The 22210-nt window shown below is 58.4% G+C and carries 21 protein-coding genes; 10 read left to right on the top strand and 11 right to left on the bottom strand.

What is annotated here, in order from left to right; translation table 11 throughout:
• Window positions 1–24: 24 nt before the first annotated feature.
• Both LL06_RS01610 and LL06_RS27170 read left to right on the top strand, forming a co-directional pair.
• Complete coding sequence (locus tag LL06_RS01610) at window positions 25–498, top strand: c-type cytochrome (protein WP_152599454.1); 474 nt, start codon at window positions 25–27, stop codon at window positions 496–498.
• On the top strand, window positions 482–1609 hold the full coding sequence (locus tag LL06_RS27170; RefSeq protein WP_152599453.1) for a hypothetical protein: 1128 nt from the start codon (window positions 482–484) through the stop codon (window positions 1607–1609). Before LL06_RS01610 ends, LL06_RS27170 begins: the two co-directional genes overlap by 17 nt.
• A gap of 71 nt (window positions 1610–1680) precedes the next feature.
• On the opposite strand, the gene LL06_RS01600 is transcribed toward LL06_RS27170, so the two are convergent.
• The 11 genes from LL06_RS01600 to atpD form a co-directional block, all read right to left on the bottom strand.
• Complete coding sequence (locus LL06_RS01600) at window positions 1681–2265, bottom strand: hypothetical protein (RefSeq protein ID WP_035521340.1); 585 nt, start codon at window positions 2263–2265, stop codon at window positions 1681–1683.
• 177 nt (window positions 2266–2442) lie between these two features.
• A protein-coding gene (locus LL06_RS26695; protein WP_152599452.1) for an IS5 family transposase occupies window positions 2443–3203 on the bottom strand; the annotation gives its coding sequence in 2 pieces (ribosomal slippage) (window positions 2443–2861 and window positions 2861–3203; 762 coding nt in all).
• Between the two features lie 507 nt (window positions 3204–3710).
• Window positions 3711–4640 carry a FoF1 ATP synthase subunit gamma gene (locus LL06_RS01585; RefSeq protein ID WP_035521334.1) on the bottom strand — a complete coding sequence of 310 codons (930 nt, stop codon included), beginning with the start codon at window positions 4638–4640 and terminating at the stop codon, window positions 3711–3713.
• Window positions 4624–6162, bottom strand: a complete 1539-nt coding sequence (locus tag LL06_RS01580; protein ID WP_052161101.1) for a F0F1 ATP synthase subunit alpha — start codon at window positions 6160–6162, stop codon at window positions 4624–4626. Before LL06_RS01580 ends, LL06_RS01585 begins: the two co-directional genes overlap by 17 nt.
• Entirely contained in the window at window positions 6152–6922 is a 771-nt protein-coding gene (atpF, locus tag LL06_RS01575; protein WP_052161100.1) for a F0F1 ATP synthase subunit B, read from the bottom strand. Before atpF ends, LL06_RS01580 begins: the two co-directional genes overlap by 11 nt.
• A 3-nt stretch (window positions 6923–6925) precedes the next feature.
• A complete protein-coding gene (locus tag LL06_RS01570) occupies window positions 6926–7213 on the bottom strand; it encodes a F0F1 ATP synthase subunit C (protein WP_035521332.1) in 288 nt (95 codons plus the stop codon).
• Window positions 7210–7905: a F0F1 ATP synthase subunit A gene (locus LL06_RS01565; RefSeq protein WP_035521330.1), complete on the bottom strand. Its 696-nt coding sequence runs from the start codon at window positions 7903–7905 to the stop codon at window positions 7210–7212. The genes LL06_RS01570 and LL06_RS01565 overlap by 4 nt, the downstream gene beginning before the upstream one ends.
• On the bottom strand, window positions 7896–8195 hold the full coding sequence (locus LL06_RS01560; RefSeq protein WP_035521328.1) for an ATP synthase subunit I: 300 nt from the start codon (window positions 8193–8195) through the stop codon (window positions 7896–7898). The genes LL06_RS01565 and LL06_RS01560 overlap by 10 nt, the downstream gene beginning before the upstream one ends.
• Window positions 8192–8479 carry an AtpZ/AtpI family protein gene (locus tag LL06_RS01555; protein WP_035521326.1) on the bottom strand — a complete coding sequence of 96 codons (288 nt, stop codon included), beginning with the start codon at window positions 8477–8479 and terminating at the stop codon, window positions 8192–8194. The genes LL06_RS01560 and LL06_RS01555 overlap by 4 nt, the downstream gene beginning before the upstream one ends.
• Window positions 8476–8886 carry an ATPase gene (locus tag LL06_RS01550; protein ID WP_052161099.1) on the bottom strand — a complete coding sequence of 137 codons (411 nt, stop codon included), beginning with the start codon at window positions 8884–8886 and terminating at the stop codon, window positions 8476–8478. The genes LL06_RS01555 and LL06_RS01550 overlap by 4 nt, the downstream gene beginning before the upstream one ends.
• Window positions 8883–10283 (bottom strand): F0F1 ATP synthase subunit beta, encoded by a 1401-nt coding sequence (gene atpD / locus LL06_RS01545; protein WP_035521325.1) that lies wholly within the window; start codon window positions 10281–10283, stop codon window positions 8883–8885. Before atpD ends, LL06_RS01550 begins: the two co-directional genes overlap by 4 nt.
• 441 nt (window positions 10284–10724) lie before the next feature.
• On the opposite strand from atpD, the gene LL06_RS01540 reads away from it, so the two are divergent.
• The 8 genes from LL06_RS01540 (at window position 10725) to LL06_RS01505 (ending at window position 22188) form a co-directional block, all read left to right on the top strand.
• Window positions 10725–11027: a DUF5676 family membrane protein gene (locus tag LL06_RS01540; protein WP_201772285.1), complete on the top strand. Its 303-nt coding sequence runs from the start codon at window positions 10725–10727 to the stop codon at window positions 11025–11027.
• Window positions 11028–11071: 44 nt separating this feature from the next.
• Window positions 11072–12850 (top strand): DUF3141 domain-containing protein, encoded by a 1779-nt coding sequence (locus tag LL06_RS01535; protein WP_244447005.1) that lies wholly within the window; start codon window positions 11072–11074, stop codon window positions 12848–12850.
• 122 nt (window positions 12851–12972) lie between these two features.
• Window positions 12973–14169, top strand: a complete 1197-nt coding sequence (locus tag LL06_RS01530) for an acetate/propionate family kinase (RefSeq protein ID WP_035521321.1) — start codon at window positions 12973–12975, stop codon at window positions 14167–14169.
• A gap of 3 nt (window positions 14170–14172) precedes the next feature.
• A complete protein-coding gene (locus LL06_RS01525; RefSeq protein ID WP_035521319.1) occupies window positions 14173–15219 on the top strand; it encodes a bifunctional enoyl-CoA hydratase/phosphate acetyltransferase in 1047 nt (348 codons plus the stop codon).
• Window positions 15216–16028, top strand: a complete 813-nt coding sequence (gene fabI, locus LL06_RS01520; RefSeq protein WP_052161098.1) for an enoyl-ACP reductase FabI — start codon at window positions 15216–15218, stop codon at window positions 16026–16028. The genes LL06_RS01525 and fabI overlap by 4 nt, the downstream gene beginning before the upstream one ends.
• A gap of 363 nt (window positions 16029–16391) precedes the next feature.
• Window positions 16392–18818: a heavy metal translocating P-type ATPase gene (locus LL06_RS01515; protein ID WP_161784915.1), complete on the top strand. Its 2427-nt coding sequence runs from the start codon at window positions 16392–16394 to the stop codon at window positions 18816–18818.
• Between the two features lie 139 nt (window positions 18819–18957).
• Window positions 18958–19746: a polyphosphate kinase 2 gene (gene ppk2, locus LL06_RS01510; protein ID WP_035521318.1), complete on the top strand. Its 789-nt coding sequence runs from the start codon at window positions 18958–18960 to the stop codon at window positions 19744–19746.
• A gap of 45 nt (window positions 19747–19791) precedes the next feature.
• Window positions 19792–22188, top strand: coding sequence for a phosphoketolase family protein (locus tag LL06_RS01505; protein ID WP_035521316.1), 2397 nt, complete (start codon window positions 19792–19794; stop codon window positions 22186–22188).
• Window positions 22189–22210 lie beyond the last annotated feature (22 nt).

The raw sequence follows: 22210 nt of genomic DNA, 5'->3' as shown, positions 1-22210 counted from the left end.
CTGAACCAAAATGGAGGCAACCCAATGAAACCTGCAACTCTACTGATGATCACGGCTACTGTATTGGCAGGCATGTCGCCGGCCAATGCACAGCAAACTGAACGGGACATGTCGATGATGTCCGGCGGACTGCTCTTGCCCCGGATGGACGCAATTGCCGGGCGCAAACTGTTTGCTTCCAAAGGCTGCGTTGTCTGCCACTCGGTCAACGGCGTGGGCGGCGAAGACGCCGCAGCACTGGATGCTGAATTCATGGAATTGCCGATGAACCCCTTTGATTTTGTTGCCAGAATGTGGCTCGGCGCCCCAGCGATGATTGAAGCGCAGCAAAATGAGCTCGGTGAGCAGATCGTGTTTACCGGCGAGGAACTGGCCAACATCATCGCTTTCGTTCACGATTCCGAGGAGCAGCGCCTGTTCTCAAAGGACGATGTTCCCAAACAGATCGCCGAGATGATGGAACATATGGGAGCAGAAGGTGATGCCCATTCCAAATGAGCCACAAATTGCACCAAAGGGGCAAAGAAGGGCTGGCCCTGAAATCTGGCTAATTGGGGGAGCGGGTGATGTTGGCAGCCGTCTGACCTCGCTCCTTTTGGACCGTACGAAGGCTGCAATTACTATCATCTCCCGCTCGGATAGAAATTCCGGTGGTCAGAATCCGGATCGCCTTTGCTTTCGTACTGTCGATATCCGAACCAAAGGTGCGGCAAGGATGATCCCTCCCAAAGCGCTGGTGGTTAACCTTACGGAGGCAACACCGCCGGAACTTGTGGCCGAAATGGTCGCAAATGGCTGTACATTTCTCGAGACTTCGGCCTCTCCTGCTTATGTAAACGCCCTCCGCGACGGTATTCGAGGCCGCGATGTCGGCGGCGTTTTGATTACCTGCGTTGGCATGGCGCCGGGCCTGATCGACTTGATGGCTGAGTTTATTGCGCGGAACGAACATGTTAACGCCGTTGATATCGGAATCGAGATGGGATTGGGCCGGCATTATGGAGCGGCGGCGACAGAGTGGTTTCTAGCAACCGCGGGCACGAATTATTCGCTTTTCCACAATGGAAGCCTGGTGCAGACGCCTGCGGGAGCCTTGCAACGGCTCTTCGTCTTTGATGCTTCTGAAAGTGGGCGCCTTGCCCTTGGTTTCGGTTTCGCCGGACGGGAGATATTGACGGGAAAACCAGCGGGCGCTTTATCAGGTAGGAGGTATTTTGTGGCTATTGACCCACCTCTTGTTACCCGTTCGCTGAGTTGGGCACTTAGCCTCGGGCTTGGGCCTTGGATTGCCCGCAATGCTCAATGGCTATCCCGGCAATTGTCACGGTTTCCAGGAATTGGGCAAATCCGTACGCGTATGATTGTGGAAGGTTTGTGTGACGATGGAATGCCAACTGCGTATGCGCGCGTGACGACTGGCGATCAGGCTGACGCAACGGCGACAATGATTCTGGCTACCCTCAACACAATCATGAGTGGCAACGTATCGCGAGTCGGTCTAGCAACGATTATAGACTATCTGACGCTGGCGGACTCTATTGCCGCTCTTAAAGAAATATTACCGGAAACCCGTATGGACATTTCCGGCATTGAGACCAAAGCATCGTGACTAATCTTGTCCCCGATTTTTTGTTGGGTCTTTGGAGAAATCCGGCACGGGCTATTGTATGGAACAGTTCATCACATTCCGTGCAGGCCATGAAATCCGCCAGTCACAACGATCGGTACGAGGAATATAGCCGAAATTGCCAGGGTCAACGCCTTTTCCCACAGGCGTGGCAATTGAAATACCAGCATTATTGTCAAGACGAAAACGAGCAGCGCCTCGAGCGGCGCAACAATACTTCCAAAATATGCAGGATCCCAATATGAAAATGGGCTCGCAAATTTCCAGTCGGTGAAGGGCCACAATTGCTGTCGCGCATCGTCGTGGTGGGTCAGAAAATCCACAGCCGCATGCGCAAGTCCCGACCCGGCAAAGGCGGTCAGTGTAAACACGCGAAGCAGATACCCGGCAGCCAAGACAAGTCCCCAAACCAAGAAGCTGTGATCGATGGCGAAGACTCGTTGCCACCCATCAGAGAAATAAAGGATACCGTACACGTCCTGTGCCGGCACTCCCGTCACTTTGGTCGCAAAGAGTACCATGGCGATCATGGGCAGGTCGGGGGCAAGGCCTCCCGCAAATGCAGCGATCAGCGATCCTGGCCTATCTTGTTTTGCCCAAAGTGCACCGCCGATGATCATATGTGTAGGCGTATTCATCTTGCGGGACTCATATCTTCCTCAGATAACTCGTGTCGCAATCATAGCCAGGTCTACAAAAGTGGCAATTGAGATGACCATTTACTCAGGCACCGCTCGACTCGTAGAAATCCTAGCATCTTTGATCCGGGAAATACGCGCTCTTTGGCGCTATGACCCTTTAGGTAGTGTGGACAGTTATCTGATCCATAGGGCAATTGCGGCGATTGTAACGACTGCGAGGTAGTTTCTTGCGGTTTTCTCGAAGCGTGTCGCGACCCTGCGGAACTGCTTGAGTCTTGAGAAGCAGCATTCGACCAGGTGGCGCTGGGCGTAGAGCTGTTTATCCAGCGGATACTTTTTCGCACGTGACGGGTTGTTCGGGATAACCGCAATGGCTCCTTTTTCAGCAATGAGATTGCGCAGCCGGTCGCTGTCATAGGCGGTATCGGCCATAACGACATCGGCTGGCAGCCCCTTGATCAGCAGTTCGGCTTGTGGCGCGTCGCCCCACTGGCCTGCAGTCAACGTGAAGTGGACCGGACAGCCCAGACCACGGACAGCCATGTGAATCTTGGTGCTCAGGCCGCCGCGAGAACGGCCAAGGGCTTGATCTCCAGCCCCTTTTTTGCACCAGCGGCGTGCTGGTGGGCGCGAATGATGGTGGAATCGACTATCAGGTATTCAAAATCCGGATCGTCCGACATCACCGCGAATATGCGCCACCAGATGCCCTTCTGGCTCCAGCGGCTGAACCGCCGGAAGACACTGTTCCAATCGCCGAACACGTCGGGCAGATCACGCCAGGGCGAGCCAGTGCGGACAATCCAGAGCACAGCTTCCACAAACATGCGGTTGTCCCGGCCAGACGAGCCGCGTGTGCGATCGTCACCAATAATATAGGGCGAAATCCGCTCCCACTGCTCATCCCGAAGGATCAGACGATCCAATACACCCATGACTGCCTCCAAAAGACAGTCTTGAATCTGATTTGCTCACCCTTGAGAATCCCAAGAGTCCACAAGACCTAGTCGATGATCATCGCGCTTCGGAGCCGTTCGCGCGAGAACACGTGACACTCATTACCAAATTCGGGCAGGTCATAAGCACCCGGCGGGGGGCTTTTTGCCGCGACATTTATCGGCTGATTGGCAGAACGTGCGTCCATTGGTGAAGTCGTCACTGACGAATGCCAGGCTCCGACCGTTCGTTGGCTCGTAATGGGCCGAGCATGCAATAACATTGAATCCGGATCACACCTCGGAGGCAGGCCAAGCCGAATCAGCGTATTCTTACAATTAAGTTCTAAGTGACATGAAGAATCGTGTCCATCCTGTCGTGATGGTAGTTGAGTGGATTGTGAATTCGAATGACACAGATAGCATAAAGAACTTGTCGTTGATTTCGCCGATGCCCGAAAATCGCGGTCGCGACAATGCTCGCCCTTTCTTTCGAAGCAGAGGTATTCAACGTTGCGTTGGATAATTTGACGCCATCGCCGGCCTTGGGCGCCGCTTGCTCAGGGCTTCGAACCCAGCGATGATGTCGAGAAGTTCAGTTGTGATTTCGGATTGCCGAACTGATCTGGTCTCTGCTTTCATTTCCTCAAGCCTGTCATCGATCGATTGTTCGGCCTGTTGCATCAAGGCAAGCCGGGCGGCGTTCTCGGTCACCATTGCCTCGGCCGAGGCGCGGAAGAGGCTTGAGAAAAGATGCCCAATAACCAGTTCGGCAAGCAGATCCGAGGCAGGCATCGTGAAGCAAGGCAGGGACCTCGAAACCCATGGTTGATCCACAAGGTCCGCAATCATTTTCGAATCGAGGGGCAGCAGCCTTCGTAATACAGGTTCTTGCGAAGAACCCGCGGTCCGCTCTGTAAAGGCAAGATCGACTGCGATTGGATCCGGCCCTGATTGGCGCGTGATGTCCTCAATTTGGGTGGCAAGAATGCCGGCAAGCCGGCCAATGCCATCGGCCGACGCGGGTGGCAACGATGTTTGCTCTGTTAAAATGCCCCGCGCGACCAGTGCATCTTTCATCCGTGTGCCGACACACAAAACACGAGCAGGGATCGCATCAGGGCCATGCCTTTCGAGCTGCTTGAACAATTCGTCAGCCAGCCGTTCATTGTAGCCTCCGCACAGGCCGTGATCGGAACCGAACACAACAACCGCGCGCTTCGCTGGTATTTTCGTGGAAAGCAATAGCGCGCTGTTGTGGTGAACAAACGCCCGGAAGCCTTCCAGAATGGTCCGATGATACACTTCGATGGCCTGGGCGGCATGTTCGTAAGGCAAAGCGTTGATGGCGGACAGGGTCTTCATCGTGTGAACGATCCCGCGAATGCTGGTCAGCGTGTCCGTGCGGTGTGAAAGGATCTCAAGCGTCTGGGCCATCTCCGCCTCCGATCGTCTCGCCCGCCCCGCGCGCAAGTTCGATGATCCGCTCGTGGTCTTCGTCACGCAGGGGTTCATTGGCAGCGATCCGCGTTGCAATATCGCCAAGCGCGCCTGCTGCAGCCGCTCTCACACGTCCCATCGCGGCAATTGCTTCGGCCTCTGGCAGACCATCAAACAGCCCCTCCATAGCCGCGATCAGAACCGCCAATTGTTCGGCAGCCGCAATCGGATCGCGCTCGGGCTGCCTGAGGGCTGCGCGGACTGCGGCACCGCGTGCCAAGCGCGCCGTTGTCGCATCGTCGAGCCGCGTACCGAACCGGGCAAAGTCCTCCAGCTCTTCAAATTGTGAAAGCGTGACCCGCAGGTTGCCAGCCACGTCCCGAAACGCGCGCAATTGCGCCTTGCCGCCGACACGCGACACCGACACCCCCAGATCGACCGCGGGAAACTGGTTCTTCCGCACCAGTCGCGGCGACAGATAGATTTGGCCGTCGGTAATAGAGATTAGGTTAGTGGGGATGTAAGCGGACAGATTCTCGGCTTGGGTTTCGACCACCGGTAGCGCCGTGATCGAGCCGCCGCCCGCCTGTTCCGTGAAATTTCCGGCACGCTCCAGGAGCCGGGCATGCAAATAGAAAATGTCGCCGGGAAAGGCTTCGCGCCCTGGCGGACGCCGCAGCAGCAGCGACAGTTCACGATAAGAACGCGCGTGATGGGTCAGGTCGTCCATCACCACAAGAACATCGCGGCCCTGATCGGCGAAATACTCAGCCATGGTCATGGCGGCGAAAGGCGCGATGAACGATAGGCCCGGCGGATCCTCGTCCCCAGCAGAAATAACGATGGTGTTCTGCGTCATGTCGCCAGCCTTGATGGCCCCGATGACCTTGGCCACCGCATCGCCGCGTTGACCGATGGCACAATAGATGCAGATGACACCGGTTTTCTGCTGATTGAGGATCGCGTCCACGGCGATCGACGTCTTGCCGGTTTGCCGGTCACCAACGATCAGTTCGCGTTGACCCAAGCCCACAGGCACCGCCGCGTCAATCGCCTTTATCCCTGTTGCCAGCGGGCGTGTAATGGCAGAACGGTTGAGGATTTCGGTAGCTTCCGCCTCGATCGGGCGCCTTGCAACGGCGGTGATCAGGCCGTCACCGTCACGGGCCCGGCCAAGCGCATCGACGACACGGCCCAACAGAGCCGGTCCCACCGGCACGCTGACAACGTGTCGTGTACGCCTTACACCTTCGCCGACTGTTATTCGGTCGGAAGCGCCAAGCAAGACAACCCCCAGACGGTCGGGTTCGAGATCAAAGACGACCCCGCGCACACCGGACGCGAATTCCAGCAATTCATCGGACAGCGCACGGGCAAGGCCGGTCACGATGGCGATCCCGTCGCCCACCTCGCTGACCCGGCCGATTTCGGTCAGCACAGGCGTCGGAGAGGGCCCGTCCAGCAGCGCCTTCAGCAGGATGTCGTGATCTGTGTTGGTATAGGTACTTTCAATGCCCATCGCTATCCACCTTCACGATGGGGTCTTGGACCAATCGTTCTTCCAGCATGGTGTCCAACTCCTCGATGTAGCTGTCCACGGTCCATGCGACATGCACGGCACCCATGCGCAAGACCAGGCCGGCTGACTGCGCGGGGTCGGTTTCAAACTGCAACTTCTGACCCGGAATCAAGCCCTTCATATTCGCCACCAGCTTCACGCGGGCAGCATCGGGCAGGACGTAGCGTGTCGTCACAACAGCCGGAGTGCCGGCATTAGCCGCCTTGCGCAAATCTGCCGCCATTGGCTTCAACTGACGCGCAACATGGGTGACAACGCGTTCCTCCAGCGTCTCATCGGCCAGATCATGCAGCGCCTTTCCGGTCAGCGACACCAGCAACGCCGCCCCTGACCGATGCAGATGCGCGATATATTTGCTCTTTTCCTGGGCCAGATGCGCTTCCCAGTCTTTTCTCTCTTGTTCCAGCCTCGCGCGCGCCTCCGCTATAAGGGTATCCCGTTCCGCCTCGGCTTTTTGGCGCTGGTTGTCGATCAGCGTGGCCTCGTTGGTGCGAAAAGTGGCCGCCAAGTCGTTGTAGCGGGTTTCCGCGGCTTCGGCCTTTTCCCTTGCTCTGGACGCTTCCAACATCCGTTCGGCGATCTCGGTCTCACGGGCATCGATGCCACTCAGGATTGGGCGGTACAGAAACCGCTTCAACAGCCACACCAGCACCAGAAAATTGATGAGCTGGGCGGCAATGGTGATCCAGTCAATAGACATGGCCTATTGACCTGCGGTCTTTGCAAGTTCGAGCGCCGCGTTCCAGAACGGGTTGGCGAAGATCAGGATCATGGCCACCACAAAGCAATAGATAGCGGTCGATTCGATCATCGCGAGACTGACAAACAACGTCCGCGAAAGCGTTGGCCCGGCGTCTGGCTGCTGCGCAATTGCGCTCAGCGCCTGAGCCGCCGCACGGCCCTCACCCAGCGCGGGGCCGATCGCGCCGAATGCAACAGTAAGTCCGGCAGTGAAAATCGAAATGGCGGCAATAATGGCAAGATCGGTCATTGGGTTTTCTTTTCTGTCTTGGATGTGCTCGGGTCCGCCGTCGCCGAAGAAATGTAGACCGTCGCGAGGATGGCAAAGATGTAGGCCTGGATCAGCCCGGTCAGCAGGCCCAGCACGTCCATCACCACGGGGAAGAAAAACGGCGCCACGCTGAGCAGGATTGCCGCGATGACTGCACCGCTCATGATATTTCCATAAAGCCGGATGGCGAGCGATATGCCACGGGAAAACTCGCTGATGATGTTGAAGGGCAGCATGATGACCGAAGGTTGCATGTAGGTCTTCAGATACCCGCCGACGCCCCGGCTTGTCATACCAAAAAGCGGAACCGCAATCAGGACTGAGAACGCAAGTGCTGCCGTTGTCGAAAGCGAAGCGGTCGGCGGATCAAAGCCTGGCATCACGAGCATCAGGTTCGATGTGGCGATGAACAGGAAAAGCGTGCCTACGAAGTAAAGCAGGTTGCGCGACGGCCGTCTGGAAATTTCCTCGATCTGGCTCTGGATACCCTGCACGATGACTTCCAGCATGGTGCGCCATCGGTTCGGCGGCACATCCGGGCGCAGCTTGCGGGTGATCAACATGGATATGCCGGTTAGCACCGCCATGATAATCCAGGTGTTGACGATCGTGGCATTGACGGGAATTCCCCATGCTTCAAAGACAATCGTGCTATCGGGTGTCAATTCCATCCTTTAGGCTCCATAGGCAGGCGGCGGGCCAAGGTCACGACGAAAAGGCGCACAATGAGGAATGCCAGCGCATAGCCGACAAGGGTCCATGTACCGGTCTGTCCGACCGCCCAGCCAGCGGCTAACAAAAGTGCGATCCGCATCGCCGCGCTGAGCATCAGGGTCGTCGTTGGCCCTGCCGAAGCAAGGGCTACCCGCATGCCAAAGGCCAGCCCGGCAAAGTAGAACGCACCCATCGCCGCCCCGATGGCCAGCCCGGTCGTCAACGCTCCCCAGTCCATACCCGTCATTCGCCGTCTCCCTCCTTTTCGATCCATGTCCATGCGATCAGACCGCCCACAACGACTCCGCAAAGGATCAGTGCGATGGTCCACGAGAAATCCTGTGGTGCCACACGGTCCAGCCAAATGCCCAGAAACGCGCCTCCGACCGTCGGAACGGCGACCGACCAGCCGATCATGCCGAACGCACCGAGCCCACGCAGCGGGCTGGGCGCCGGATGATCGCGCGTGTTTTTCATCCTCTTAGCCCGCCGCGCGATGTCTTCTGCTGTCTTGTCGGGTTTTTCAATCATGGTTGCGGCCTCCGTAGATCGGCAAAACGGCGTACGATATTGGCCTCAAGCCGCGACAGTGCAGTGCGCGCCACACGCTCATCCTCATCGATCTGGACGAACGTGTTTTCAACGGTTTCGCGTAGCGTCTCGAGGCTTTCACCTTGAACACCGCGCCGAATCGCGACATCAACCGAATGCCCTTTCTTGACCAATAGCCCCTCATCGATCCCAAAAAACAGTTCCTCTCCGCCCGGTACCGTCAACGTCAGCACAGAGGGCACCAGCGCCGTCACGAAATCCGTGTGGTTCGGCAACATCCCGAAGGCCCCGTCTTGTGCCACCGCGGCCAGTTCTATTGCACGCCCGTCGAACAAGGTCCGCGTCGGCAATCGCAAGGTAACCTGCATATCCGCGGCCATGCTCATGATACGGCCTCCAGATCCTGAAGTCCGCCAATCATGTAATAGGCGCTTTCGGGGAGGTTGAACTCGGTCTGATTCAATATCGTTTCGCAACCATCCAGCGTGTCCGTGACTGACACCAGCTTGCCGTCCTTGCCAGAGAACGACGCCGTCGTGAAGAACGGCTGCGTCAGAAAACGCTCCAACCTTCTGGCGCGGGCGACGGTGGCGCGGTCAGCCGTCGAAAGCTCCTCCATCCCGAGCATCGCGATGATGTCGCGCAGCTCTTCGTATTCGGCCAGCGTCCGGCGCACGGCGCGCGCAATGTCGTAGTGGCGCTGCCCAACCACCGCAGGGGTCAACATGACCGAGGCTGAGGTCAGCGGATCAACCGCGGGGTAAAGCCCTTCGCTTGCCCGTTTGCGCGATAACACGACCGTTGCGGAAAGATGCGAGAAGATATGCGCCGCCGCAGGGTCAGTGAAATCGTCGGCAGGAACATAGACCGCCTGGATCGAGGTGATGGCACCCCGACGGGTCGAGGCGATACGCTCCTGCAAAGCGGCCAGCTCGGTAGCCAGGGTTGGCTGGTAGCCAACACTCGACGGCATCCGCCCCAACAAACCCGAAACTTCCGCGCCCGCCTGAACGAAGCGAAAGATATTGTCGATCAACAGCAGCACGTCCTGCCCCAGGTCATCGCGAAAATACTCGGCCATTGTCAGTGCAGTGTTGCCCACCAAAAAGCGCACGCCGGGCGCTTCGTTCATCTGGCCAAACAACATCACCGTCTTGTCGCGCACGCCGGCATCGCCCATTTCGCGGTACAGTTCTTCGGCCTCGCGGGATCGCTCGCCGATGCCGCAAAACAGACTGACACCCTTGTGATGCTGCACCGTGTTGTTGATCAGTTCGGTGATCAGCACGGTCTTTCCGACGCCCGCGCCACCAAACAGCCCTGTCTTTCCGCCGCGCTCGATGGGTGACAATAGATCAATGGCCTTGATCCCAGTTTCCAGCATCTCGGCGCGCAACACGCGGTCTTCAAGCACGGGCGGGGCTTGATGGATCGACCTGCGGTCGACTGCTACGGGTGCGGGCATTCCGTCGATTGGCGCGCCAAAGACGTTCAACATCCGACCCAGCATCGTGTCACCCACCGGCACTTCGATCGGGGTGCCGGTGGCGCGGACTGGCATTCCCAACCCGAGGCCACGGACCGGAGCCAGCGCGATGGACCGTACGACCCCATCGCCCACCAGCGCCGCGACTTCGAGCGCGACTTGGCCTGCAAAAAGCAATTCGTGGATCTGCGGCACCGGATCCGGGAAGAATGCATCGACAACTCCGCCGCGAATGGTGACAATCCTGCCTTCGCTACCCGCGACTTTATCTGGCTTCGGGACCTCCACCGTGTTCATGACATATCCATTCTCTTGCTCAAAACTTCTGATTGGGAAACCAAGATTTGGCGTTTATTGCCATCCGGGTGAGACGCTCCGGGCAAGACGTTTCGATAGTGAGGGCAGAGCGCACATCTCCTTGTTTGGATAAGACGCTTGCCGCGGGCAAAGATTACAGCCATCGTTGGCAAATCGGCTGCTTGTGCTGCACGCATTGGTGTCAGAATGCACATGCTTTCTGGCTATGGCGCTAAAATCCAAAGACGAATCTCTCCGCGCTATGTGAGCCCCTGAGCATTCCTACCTACTCAAAGGCAGTGAACCATTTCTCTGGTGGGCTTGATAACTTGCAATCTTGGGCGAGATTTATTGCCCCGGGATTGTAATGCTTCCCGGCACAGCGCGTCTACAGAGATAGAAAATACGTGCGAGACAGCTAAAGAACGCGGGGATCAAATCATGCCGCAGGAACACGAACTTACCGGCTCAATGGGCGTCACCGCCGGGCGACTATCGATCTATGCAGTTGGGATGAGCACGGGGATATTCCTCGCGATATCCTTCGTCTTGTGCGTCGGCTTCGGCCTGATCTTTCCTTCGATGACGATGTATCAGGCCTGGGTCCCACTTCTTCCTGGCTTTGTTTGGATCAGCCTGTCGGGCTTTGTCATCGGGCTGGCCGAGGCCTTCGCCTACGGCTGGTTTATCGCGATCGTATTCGTGCCGCTGTTCAACTACTTTTCCCAAAGGGCTGCCAAATGAATGATGTTCACCACATGCACGCTGCGAGACCGAAGGCGTCGACCATGGACAAACCACCGGTCGTCTCACCGACAGCGCCCGTAGGATCGCCAGTTTCCTACCACCAGGATCTCTGGGAGCGTTCGATCCTGTTCTTTGACACTCTGCGGCAGCGCGCCGACAACATGCACGACCATGAACGGGCCGGAATGCCACCGTTGCTGGATTTCAAGTATGAGATTGTGCTGGATGCGCGCCGGTTTGACACTCCGGCGAACTATGCCCTGCTGAAGATCACCGAGATCGATGACGACTGTCTTGTCGATTGTCTCGACCCCGAAAAACCGCCGGTAATCATCATTGATCCGCGCGCTGGGCATGGCCCCGGCATAGGCGGGTTCAAACGCGACAGCGAGGTAGGCATGGCGATGCACGAGGGCCATCCGGTCTATTTCGTGGTGTTCTTTCCCGAACCGATGCCCGGCCAGACGCTGGCGGACGTGTTGCACGCGTTGCGCCGCTTCGTTGAGGAAGTCGCCAAGCTTCACCCTGGAAAGCCGCCTGTACTCTACGGCAACTGTCAGGCGGGCTGGGCGGTAACACTGCTGGCCGCCGATTGCGAAGGCTTGGCGGGACCGGTGGTTCTGAACGGCTCGCCGCTGTCCTATTGGGCAGGAGAAGATGGCGTGAACCCGATGCGCATATCCGGTGGCCTGCTGGGCGGGGCCTGGCTGACGCACCTGATGGGCGATCTGGGCGATGGAAGGTTCGATGGCGCCTGGCTGGCGCAGAATTTCGAAAGCCTGAAGCCGGAAAAAGCGATCTGGGAAAAACACGCCAATCTTTTGACCAATATCGACACCGAAGCCGAACGCTTTCTGGATTTCGAACGCTGGTGGGGTGGCTATTACACGCTGAGTAGCCCGGAAATGATGTCGATTGTCAAAAACCTGTTCATCGGCAACAAGCTGGAGCGGGGTACGATGGAAATCTGCGACGGCTGCACCGTGGATTTGCGGCAGATCACCAGCCCTATCATCGTCTTTGCGTCTTACGGCGACAATATTACTCCACCGGCGCAAGCGCTGGGATGGGTTGCCGAAGTTTATGTCGATACCGCCGACCTGATCGCGGCGGGACAGCGAATCGTCTATCTGACCAACCCCCATGTCGGGCATCTGGGCATATTCGTCTCGGCCAGCGTGGCAAAGCTGGAGCATCGGGCCATCCTGGAAAGTCTGGACGAGATCGAGGCGCTGGCGCCGGGCCTTTACGAAATGAAGATCGAAAACCCCACAGGCGATCCCGACTGCCACAAGTCCGATCTGATCGTGACCTATGAGCCGCGCGAAGTGTCTGGTCTGAAGGCGGCTTATCCGCACGAAGCGTTCGAAAAGGTAGCCGAAGTCTCGACGACGCTTGACAGCTTCTACAGCGCCTTCGTCAGCCCCTGGGTGCTGGCGATGACCACGCCGGCCAGTGCCGACTTGCTGAAATCACTGCATCCAATGCGGACAAGCCGGTACATGTTTTCCGAGGCGTATAATCCATGGATGCGCGGTGTGCGGATGATGGCGGATTCCCTGCGCGACACCCGCCAGCCATTGCCCGCCGATCATCCAGGGATCGTCGCGGAACGCAAGGTGATGTCCAATGTGGGGCAGATGATTAAAGGCGCACGCGAACGCCGTGACGCAACCTACGAACAAGTCTTCCGGCTGCTCTATGGTGGCGGCTCCAAACCTGCCCAAACGCCGCCGACTGTGTCTGGTGCAGTCAAATCAAAGGCCAGCCCGAATAACTCCAAACCTGGCAAAGAAAAACGCCATGCTGTCGGGAAGTGAGGTTGTGTTGAGCGTCTTCATCGGCAGTCGCTTGCCGGCCATGTCGCTGTTCTCGCGTCTGCGCAAATACCCAACCGTTCTGGCTTTCGGGACGCCCGTGATCAATCAGAAAGTTTGCCCGGATGTCAGATAGCGCCGTCCTGACTCTCAACGCCGGCTCATCCAGTCTGAAGTTCGCGATCTTTACCAATGTCGAACGGCCTCGCCGGCTCTGGTCGGGCGCGATTGAGCGCATCGGACTGCCGGGCGCCCGGTTTCGACTTTCGGATGCCCGAGGCGCGGTTTTTCGGGAAGAGACCGGAACCATCGCCGACCATGATACCGCTCTGAAACGGCTGCTCCTCGCCATTGAACATGAGGCAAGCGGAGTCAAACTGGTTGCCGTCGGTCACCGGATTGCGCATGGCGGACCTGACTGCGACTGCCCCGAACAAGTGACGCCCACACTACGGGCGCGATTGCAACAGCTGACGGCGCTTGCCCCCCTGCATCTTCCCGCCAATATTGCCGGGATCGATGCGGTGCGGATCGCGCGACCCGATCTCACTCAGATCGCCTGCTTTGACACGTCTTTCCATCGTGATTTGCCGCCCATTGCCCGCCTGTCGGGCTTGCCGCGTGCGCTTCAAGATGAAGGGCTTCGACGCTTTGGTTTCCACGGGTTGTCCTACGAATACATCGTCAAAGCGCTGCGCGACGCTGGTGTAGCTGTAGATGCCGAACGGATCGTCGTGGCGCATCTTGGCAACGGTGCGTCGATGTGTGCGATCCGCGATGGAAAGAGCCTCGAGAGGACGATGGGGTTCTCGACGATCGCTGGGTTGCCGATGGGTACGAGGTCGGGCGATGTAGACCCCGGACTGCTGTTACACCTCCTGATCGACAAGGAGATGACGCCTGAGGCGGTTTCTCAGATGCTCTACGCCGAAAGCGGTCTTCTTGGCCTATCCGGCATCAGCCGCAACATGCAGGAATTGCTGCAACGCCCTGATGACGCTGCAGCAGAGGCTGTGGCGTATTTCTGCTACCATGCCCGGCGGCATCTGGCGGGCCTGACAGCGACCTTGGGTGGGGTCGACCGTTTGGTGTTTACCGGCGGCATAGGTGCCAATGCGCCGCAGGTTCGGGCCGGGATTTGCGACCGCCTCGGCTATCTCGGCATTGAGCTGAACAAATCCGCAAATCTTCGCGGCGATCCGGTGATTTCGACCGGGTCAGTGGGTGTTACGGTCGAGGTTCGTCAGACTGATGAGGAAGCAATGATCGCTGGCCATGTCCACCAATTCATGGCCAGCCAACCGATGGCGCGGGAGGCATGAGCAATGAAAGATAACTTCGAACCGTTTGAAGCCCTGGCCACGGCGGCGTGCAAGGCAGGCCCGGTCCGCGTTGCGGTTGCCGATGCCGCTCAGACAGTGGTGCTGGAAACGCTGCGCGATGCCGAACGTGCCGGTCTGGTTACGCCGCTCTTGGTCGGCGACCCGAATGCCATCCGCACAATCGCCGCAGATCTGGGCTGGACGGTTGCGGAGGACGCGATTATCGCTGTGGCCGACGATGCTGAGGCGGCGGCCCGTGTGGTCGCTCTGGTGCATGAGGGCCGAGCAGACGTGGTGATGAAGGGCAACCTGCATACCGATATCTTCATGCGCGCGCTTCTCGACAAGACCCTCGGACTGCGACTTCCGGGACGACGCGTCAGCCATGTCTTTGTAGTGGCGCTGCCCAGTCATGACCGACTGCTCGGTATCACCGACGCAGCAATCAACATTGCGCCCGAACTCACCGCCAAGGCGCAGATTTGCCAGAATGCGGTCGATCTGTTCCGTATGTTGGGTGTGGTGAGGCCAAAGGTTGCAGTGCTGTCGGCAGTAGAGACCGTGACGGTCGACATCGCCTCGACGCTGGATGCCGCCTCTCTCACTCTGATGTCCCGACGCGGCCAGATCACTGGGGCCGAGGTGGATGGGCCGCTGGCGCTCGACAATGCCATCTCGGCGCGCGCTGCAACCGAGAAAGGTGTTTTGTCTGACGTCGCAGGCTCTGCCGATATCTTGCTGGTGCCAGATCTTGTCTCGGGCAATATTCTGGCCAAGACGCTGGAATATTTTGCCGGGGGCGTTGCGGCGGGGATTGCGATCGGGTTGGCAGCGCCGGTGGTACTGACCTCGCGCGCTGACCCGGCATTGGCGATTGCTGCCCTGATGTACCACCGCAGACCGCAGGTTGAACCGCGACCGGGTCCCGCTGAAAGCAGCATTGCCACCGCACCGCAACTGGAAGATGCCTGCTGTCCCCTGCCCGTCGTGTCAAACCTGCAACCAGTTTCGGTCGGCACCCAGCCACAATTCGAGGTAGCCGCGCAATGACCATTTCCGTCAGACCGATCAATCCGGCTGAAGCGCTCGACCTTTCAGCAAAGAAGGGTCTTGTCGTGGGCATCGCCAATGAACATAGCCTAGCCTGGGCTGCCACACAGCATTTCCACGCTGCCGGCGCTGACCTGGCCCTGACCTATTTCAACAACAAGGCCCTGGCCTATGTCGAACCACTGGCAAAGCGTGTCGCCGCGCCGATTTTCATGCCCTGTGATGTAACGCAGGAGGGTTCATTGGAAGCGGTTTTCGCAACCATAGAGAAAACATGGGGCCGTCTTGATTTCCTCCTGCACTCGATCGCTTGGGCACCGGCAGAGGATCTGCACGGTCGATTGACGGACAGTTCAAGCGCAGGGTTCGCCCAATCAATGCTGGTCTCGTGCCATTCATTCATCCGGATGGCCAAATTGGCCGAGCCGCTTATGACCAAAGGCGGCAGTCTGATAACGCTCAGCTTTCTAGGTGCCGAAAAGGTTGTGGACCACTACAACGTCATGGGACCCGTCAAAGCAGCCCTTGAATCATCAGTGCGTTATCTTGCGCACGAACTTGGCCCAAAAGCGATCCGGGTCAACGCTATTTCTGCTGGCGCCATACGGACGCGGGCGTCATCTGGAATCGAACATTTCGACGAACTGATCGACGAAACCATCAAGAAAGCTCCCTTGCGGCGAACAGTGACACCGGACGAGGTTGGCCGCGCAGCCCTGCTACTGGCCAGCGACTACACGACGGGCACGACAGGCGAAGTTATGCATGTTGACGCAGGATTCCACGTTGCCAGCATGGTGTTTCATTAGGCATCCCAACAAGGAACTCTATTAACTGCAGAAGTGACATCTTAATCACAAAGCTGCGCTTGAATACAATGTTGCGTTCGGAGCAGACCGACAGACGGCACTCGGGAGCAATCCGACGACACCGGGAGGTCAGTATTCGGAACTGCGAGCCAATATCTGTAATATCCGAAGCGGACCTGCGTCTAGATTCCTGCAACACGTCACCAAGGGAATGGCAAGCATCAGGTGCCAGCGTTGAATTCCTTGGCTCCTGCAGTCCGCGATTACTGAAAATCAAAGCTCTAGATGTCGGCTGTAGAGGCCGAAACACCATTGACGAGATAGCCTAACGCCCAAGGTCGAAGACCGCCAAAGGAACAGATGATGAAAACAAGCGTGATCAAAGTTGATGACATGTTGTCGGTATGGAGCCTTGATGAAGTGGAGCGTCGGATCGGCGAAGTACCCGGCGTTGAAAGCGTTACGGTGAATTTCGCCGCGAAGAACGCCACCGTCCGCTATGACGAAACCCGGGTTGCGGTTTCCGATATCAAATCAACCGTGCACGAGCTTGGATTGCAATCCAACAGACCCGCTGAGGATGCACCTCCTGAGGTAGCAGCCACCAAGGATCATGAAGACCACCTAGACGACAGCGAACCGGCAGCCGCCCTCTTATCTGCCACACAGAAATCAGCGGTGGAAACACCTGCCGCCACGCATGACGCGCATGCAGGACATAAAAAACACGACGGCACGGTGCCGGATGCGTCGAAGTCCTCATCTGGCAGTCAGACCGACACGCCGGAACCCTCATCCGACCATGCGGGCCACAATAGCCATGACAAACATCAGGGCCATTCTCCCGAGAAGTTCCGGGACCGGTTCTGGCTGTCGCTCGCTGTCACCGTTCCGGTTGTCATCTGGTCGGCCCCCATCCAGGATTTGCTCGGCTACCAGGCTCCGGCGTTCCCCGGATCGGATTGGATGGCGCCTGTGCTCTCTACTGTCGTCTTCCTCTACGGCGGCCTGGTTTTCCTACAAGGCGCGTGGCGCGAGCTCAGAGACCGGCTGCCGGGGATGATGACCCTCATCTCACTCGCCATCACGGTCGCATTCATCTTCTCCTGGGTGGTTCAGCTTGGGTTGATCGACTCGATGCCACTGTGGTGGGAGCTGGCAACGCTGGTCGCGATCATGCTGCTCGGCCACTGGATAGAAATGCGGTCCATCAATCAGGCTCAGGGTGCTTTGAAGGAACTGGCGAAGCTTTTGCCAGACACGGCAACGCGGATCACCGATACGGGTGAGGAAACGGTCGACATCAGCGCCTTGCGCAATGGCGACCTGTTGCTGGTGCGCCCTGGTGAAAGCGTTCCTGCGGACGGCGTCGTGCGCAAGGGCATGAGCGCCATTGACGAGGCGATGATCACCGGTGAATCGCGACCCGTGAAAAAGGGCGAAGGCGATGAAGTGATTGCCGCCACGATCAACGGAGAAGGATCCCTGCGCATTGAGGTCACCGGAACGGGCGATAAGACCAAGCTGTCCGGCATCATGCGGCTGGTGGCCGATGCGCAGACCTCCAAATCGAGATCTCAGCACCTGGCCGATCGCGCAGCCCGGATGCTTACCGTCCTAGCGATTGGCGCGGCGGTGCTAACATTTGTGGCGTGGCAATTGCTTGGCGCTGAGCTGGATTTTGCCGTGGTGCGAATGGTGACGGTTCTGGTGATCGCCTGCCCTCATGCCCTCGGGCTGGCGGTGCCGTTGGTGGTGGCCATCTCCACGACTCTGGGCGCTCGTAACGGCCTTCTTGTCCGGGACCGCCGTGGGCTCGAGGAGGCCCGCAATCTTGACACCGTAATTTTCGACAAGACCGGAACATTGACGCTGGGCGAGTTCCGGATCGTTGCAAGTTCCGTCGCGGAAGGCCTGCAGGAGGACGAGGCCCTTCGCATCGCGTCTGGTATTGAAGCTGAATCCCAGCATCCTATCGCCCGGGGGATCGTCAAAACTGCGGAAGACAAAGGCATCGCGGTCCCATCAGCCGACGGATTCCGCGCGATCACCGGCAAGGGCGTTGCAGCCACAATTGACGGGGTCGAGTACCATATGGGAGGGCCGGCGCTGCTCAAGGCGGAAAACGTCGATGTTCCACCAGCGCTTCAGGCTGCCTCCGAAGCCGCAGCCGGCAATGGCCAAGCAGCGATCTATCTCGTCCAGGCGGGCAAGGCGCTGGCTGTCTATGCCGTGGCGGATGCGATACGCGAGGAAAGCCGTGAAGCCATCGCGGCGCTGCATGAACGGGGCATTGAGGTTGCCATGTTGACGGGCGACGCACAGGCGGTGGCCGATGCGGTTGCGAAAGAGCTTGGCATCGATACAGTTTTCGCTGAAGTGCTGCCCGATGACAAAGCGTCCAAGGTCCGCGAGTTGCAGGCCCAAGGCAAGAAGGTGGCTATGATTGGAGATGGGGTGAATGACGCACCCGCCCTTGCCACCGCAGACATCGGGATTGCGATTGGCGCCGGAGCCGACGTAGCCGTCGAGGCAGGGCATATCGTGTTGGTGCGATCGGACCCCCGCGACATCCCCCGCATCATCACGCTGAGCCGGGTCACATATCGCAAGATGAAACAGAACCTCTGGCTGGCGGCAGGCTACAACATCTTTGCCATTCCGCTTGCCGCAGGAGTGCTTGCGCCTTGGGGTATCCTCCTCACGCCCGCCGTGGGCGCAATACTCATGTCGGCGAGCACGGTCGTGGTGGCGATCAACGCGCAACTCTTGAAGCGAGTAAAACTTTGAATGTGTCAGCGGCCAGTCGCATCGCCTCCTGCGGCGCAATCGTCTGTCTTGTCAGGAACAGCCCGATCCTCCGCGGTGTCTTTCGGGGTCTAGATGCGCGACCTGCGCCTCATGAATTGAAAGGGTTTGGGTGCCTGCAATGAGCAAGAAAACGAAAAGGAAGGCCGCACCGGAGCCCGAAGGCTACAAGCAAACCCTCCACAGCCTTCAGGTTGAGCTGGTGAAACTGCAGCGACACCTGATCAAAAACGATCTCCGCATCCTGATCCTGCTCGAAGGTCGTGATGCTTCAGGAAAGGACGGCGTGATCAAGCGCCTTACCGCGCATCTCAGCCCGCGCGACACCCGGGTCGTTGCGCTCGGCAAACCCTCCGACCGCGACCACAACAGCTGGTACTTCAAGCGCTATGTCGCCAGCCTGCCTGCCAGCCAAGAAATGGTCGTCATGAACCGCAGCTGGTACAACCGGGCCGGCGTCGAAAAGGTGATGGGGTTCTGCACGGATGCAGAACACGAGGAGTTCATGCGCTCCGTTTTGCCATTCGAGCGCATGCTCACTGGCTCCGGAACGCAGCTTTTCAAGTATTATCTCGACATATCGAAATCCGAACAGAAGAAAAGACTGGCAGATCGGCGGATTGATCCGCTCAAGCAATGGAAGATCAGCCCCATTGACAAGAGCGCGCTGCGGCGCTGGGACGATTACAGCGACGCGCGCAACGAAATGCTCACTCGGACCCATAGCGAAGACCTGCCCTGGCACGTCGTGCGGGCCGATGACAAGAAGCAGGCCCGGCTCAATGTCATCCGCCACCTCATGGCCCGCGTCGACTGCCCCGACAAGGATGCACACCTGGCCCAACCGGATCCGGATATCGTGTTCGACTTTGCAGAGGAGCATATACAAAGCGGCAGGATCGCACCATGAGTTCCAAGCTTGAAGCGGCGTTTACACCCCCTGCAGGACACTTCGATGAATAGGCCTGTGAACAGCCCGCTTTCGCTCGACCTCATCCAGAAGATGGACGCCTATTGGCGTGCAGCCAACTATCTCTCGGTTGGCCAGATCTATCTGTATGACAATCCCTTGCTCAAAATTCCCTTGAGTCTTGAGCACGTCAAGCCACGACTGCTCGGCCACTGGGGCACTACGCCGGGGTTGAACTTCATCTATGTCCACTTGAACCGCGTTATCAAAAAGCTAGACCTGAACATGCTGTATGTCACCGGGCCCGGGCATGGCGGCCCGGGTCTCGTGGCCAATACCTATCTCGAGGGCAGCTATAGCGAGCTCTACCCGGACATCTCACAGGACGAAGCGGGGATGAAAAAGCTGTTCACGCAGTTTTCATTTCCCGGCGGCATTCCCAGTCACGTGGCGGCGGAGACCCCGGGCTCCATCAATGAAGGTGGTGAACTCGGCTATTGCCTGTCGCACGCCTACGGTGCCGCCTTCGACAATCCCGACCTCCTGGTCGCCTGCGTCGTGGGCGACGGCGAGGCGGAAACCGGTCCACTCGCCACCAGCTGGCATTCCAACAAATTTCTCAATCCGGTGCACGACGGCGCGGTCCTGCCGATCCTGCATCTGAACGGCTACAAGATAGCAGGCCCCACCGTGCTTGCCCGCATTCCCCGTGACGAGCTCGAATCGCTGTTTCGCGGCTACGGCTACACGCCTCACTTCGTCGAGGGCGACGATCCGATGGAGATGCATCAGCTCATGGCTGAGACGCTGGATACCGTGGTCGAAAGCATCCGCCACATCCAGCAAGATGCCCGCGCCAACGGATTCAAGAAGCGTCCGCTCTGGCCGATGATCATTTTGCGGTCACCGAAAGGTTGGACTGGCCCGAAGGAGGTCGACGGCAAACCGACGGAGGGAACCTATCGCTCGCACCAGGTGCCCATGGGCGACATGAGCCATCCCGGGCACGTAAAGGTTCTGGAAGAGTGGCTGGAGAGCTATCGCCCGCGAGAACTGTTCGACGAGACCGGCAGGCTCCGGCCCGAACTCGCTGAACTGGCCCCGTGCGGCCCGCGGCGGATGGGCGCCAATCCGCATGCCAATGGCGGCCTGCTGTTGCGCGACTTGCACCTTCCGGATTTCCGAGACTACGCGGTGAAGATTCCGAAACCCGGTAGCGTGAGTGCGGAAGCTACGCGCGTCCAGGGCGAACTGATCCGCGACGTGATCAAACTGAACCCCGAAACCTTCCGCGTTTTCAGTCCGGACGAAACGGCGTCGAACCGCTGGGGTGCGGTATTCGAGGTGACCAACCGTTGTTCGACCGCGGAAACAGTTCCCGGCGACGACCATGTTGCGCCGGACGGCCGGGTGATGGAGGTCTTGAGCGAGCACCAGTGCGAAGGATGGCTCGAAGGATATCTGCTCACGGGCAGACATGGCTTTTTCTCCTGCTACGAAGCCTTCATCCACATCATCGATTCGATGTTCAACCAACATGCCAAGTGGCTCGACGTTGCAAACCACATTCCATGGCGGCGGCCGGTTGCTTCCCTGAACTACCTGCTTTCATCACACGTGTGGCGCCAGGACCATAACGGTTTCAGCCATCAGGATCCCGGCTTCATCGACCATGTCATGAGCAAGAAGGCGGAGGTCATCCGCGTCTATCTGCCGCCTGACGCCAATACCCTGCTCTCCGTTACCGATCATTGCCTGCGCAGCCGAAACTACGTCAACGTCATTGTCGCAGGCAAACAACCGTCACCGCAGTGGCTCGATATGGACGCAGCCATCAGGCACTGCACCGCCGGGCTGGGTATCTGGGAATGGGCCAGCAATGACGATGGCAGCGAGCCTGACTTGGTGATGGCCTGCGCCGGCGACGTCCCGACCATGGAAACGCTGGCCGCGGTGGAGTTGCTTCGGCAGCATTTCCCGGCACTGAAGATCCGGGTCGTCAACGTGGTCGATCTGATGACTTTGCAGTCACAGAACCAGCATCCGCACGGCCTCAGTGATGAGGATTTCGATGCCCTGTTCACCAGGGACAAACCCATCATCTTTGCCTATCACGGGTATCCCCTGCTGATTCACAAGCTGACCTATCGTCGAGCTAACCATCACAATCTGCACGTTCACGGGTTCAAGGAAGAGGGAACGACCACCACACCATTCGACATGGTCGTGCTCAACGAGCTTGACCGGTTCCATCTGGCCAAAGCCGCCATCGACCAGGTGCCGGGATTAGGTCCGGCAGCGGCAGCCTTCGCTCAATTCATCGGCGCCAAACTCTCCGCTCACGGATCCTACATCCGACAGCACGGCGAGGACATGCCAGAAATCCGAAACTGGCAATGGGCCGCAAATGGAGCGCATTCCAATACTTCCAGGCAAGCATGAGCAAACCGCCCTACCGGGGAAA

Source organism: Hoeflea sp. BAL378, from assembly GCF_000759435.1.
Classification (GTDB): Bacteria; Pseudomonadota; Alphaproteobacteria; order Rhizobiales; family Rhizobiaceae; genus Hoeflea.
The sequence above is the reverse complement of the archived record's forward strand: the minus strand, read 5'-3'. Positions and strand labels throughout refer to the sequence as shown.

What these genes read in the sequence shown, in the direction of transcription:
- LL06_RS01610 (WP_152599454.1), top strand. Translation starts at nt 25, where the DNA reads ATGAAACCTGCAACTCTACTGATGATCACGGCTACTGTATTGGCAGGC.
- LL06_RS27170 (WP_152599453.1), top strand. Translation starts at nt 482, where the DNA reads ATGCCCATTCCAAATGAGCCACAAATTGCACCAAAGGGGCAAAGAAGG.
- LL06_RS01600 (WP_035521340.1), bottom strand. Translation starts at nt 2,265, where the DNA reads ATGAATACGCCTACACATATGATCATCGGCGGTGCACTTTGGGCAAAA.
- LL06_RS01585 (WP_035521334.1), bottom strand. Translation starts at nt 4,640, where the DNA reads ATGGCCCAGACGCTTGAGATCCTTTCACACCGCACGGACACGCTGACC.
- LL06_RS01580 (WP_052161101.1), bottom strand. Translation starts at nt 6,162, where the DNA reads ATGGGCATTGAAAGTACCTATACCAACACAGATCACGACATCCTGCTG.
- atpF (WP_052161100.1), bottom strand. Translation starts at nt 6,922, where the DNA reads ATGTCTATTGACTGGATCACCATTGCCGCCCAGCTCATCAATTTTCTG.
- LL06_RS01570 (WP_035521332.1), bottom strand. Translation starts at nt 7,213, where the DNA reads ATGACCGATCTTGCCATTATTGCCGCCATTTCGATTTTCACTGCCGGA.
- LL06_RS01565 (WP_035521330.1), bottom strand. Translation starts at nt 7,905, where the DNA reads ATGGAATTGACACCCGATAGCACGATTGTCTTTGAAGCATGGGGAATT.
- LL06_RS01560 (WP_035521328.1), bottom strand. Translation starts at nt 8,195, where the DNA reads ATGACGGGTATGGACTGGGGAGCGTTGACGACCGGGCTGGCCATCGGG.
- LL06_RS01555 (WP_035521326.1), bottom strand. Translation starts at nt 8,479, where the DNA reads ATGATTGAAAAACCCGACAAGACAGCAGAAGACATCGCGCGGCGGGCT.
- LL06_RS01550 (WP_052161099.1), bottom strand. Translation starts at nt 8,886, where the DNA reads ATGAGCATGGCCGCGGATATGCAGGTTACCTTGCGATTGCCGACGCGG.
- atpD (WP_035521325.1), bottom strand. Translation starts at nt 10,283, where the DNA reads ATGAACACGGTGGAGGTCCCGAAGCCAGATAAAGTCGCGGGTAGCGAA.
- LL06_RS01540 (WP_201772285.1), top strand. Translation starts at nt 10,725, where the DNA reads ATGCCGCAGGAACACGAACTTACCGGCTCAATGGGCGTCACCGCCGGG.
- LL06_RS01535 (WP_244447005.1), top strand. Translation starts at nt 11,072, where the DNA reads ATGGACAAACCACCGGTCGTCTCACCGACAGCGCCCGTAGGATCGCCA.
- LL06_RS01530 (WP_035521321.1), top strand. Translation starts at nt 12,973, where the DNA reads ATGTCAGATAGCGCCGTCCTGACTCTCAACGCCGGCTCATCCAGTCTG.
- LL06_RS01525 (WP_035521319.1), top strand. Translation starts at nt 14,173, where the DNA reads ATGAAAGATAACTTCGAACCGTTTGAAGCCCTGGCCACGGCGGCGTGC.
- fabI (WP_052161098.1), top strand. Translation starts at nt 15,216, where the DNA reads ATGACCATTTCCGTCAGACCGATCAATCCGGCTGAAGCGCTCGACCTT.
- LL06_RS01515 (WP_161784915.1), top strand. Translation starts at nt 16,392, where the DNA reads ATGAAAACAAGCGTGATCAAAGTTGATGACATGTTGTCGGTATGGAGC.
- ppk2 (WP_035521318.1), top strand. Translation starts at nt 18,958, where the DNA reads ATGAGCAAGAAAACGAAAAGGAAGGCCGCACCGGAGCCCGAAGGCTAC.
- LL06_RS01505 (WP_035521316.1), top strand. Translation starts at nt 19,792, where the DNA reads ATGAATAGGCCTGTGAACAGCCCGCTTTCGCTCGACCTCATCCAGAAG.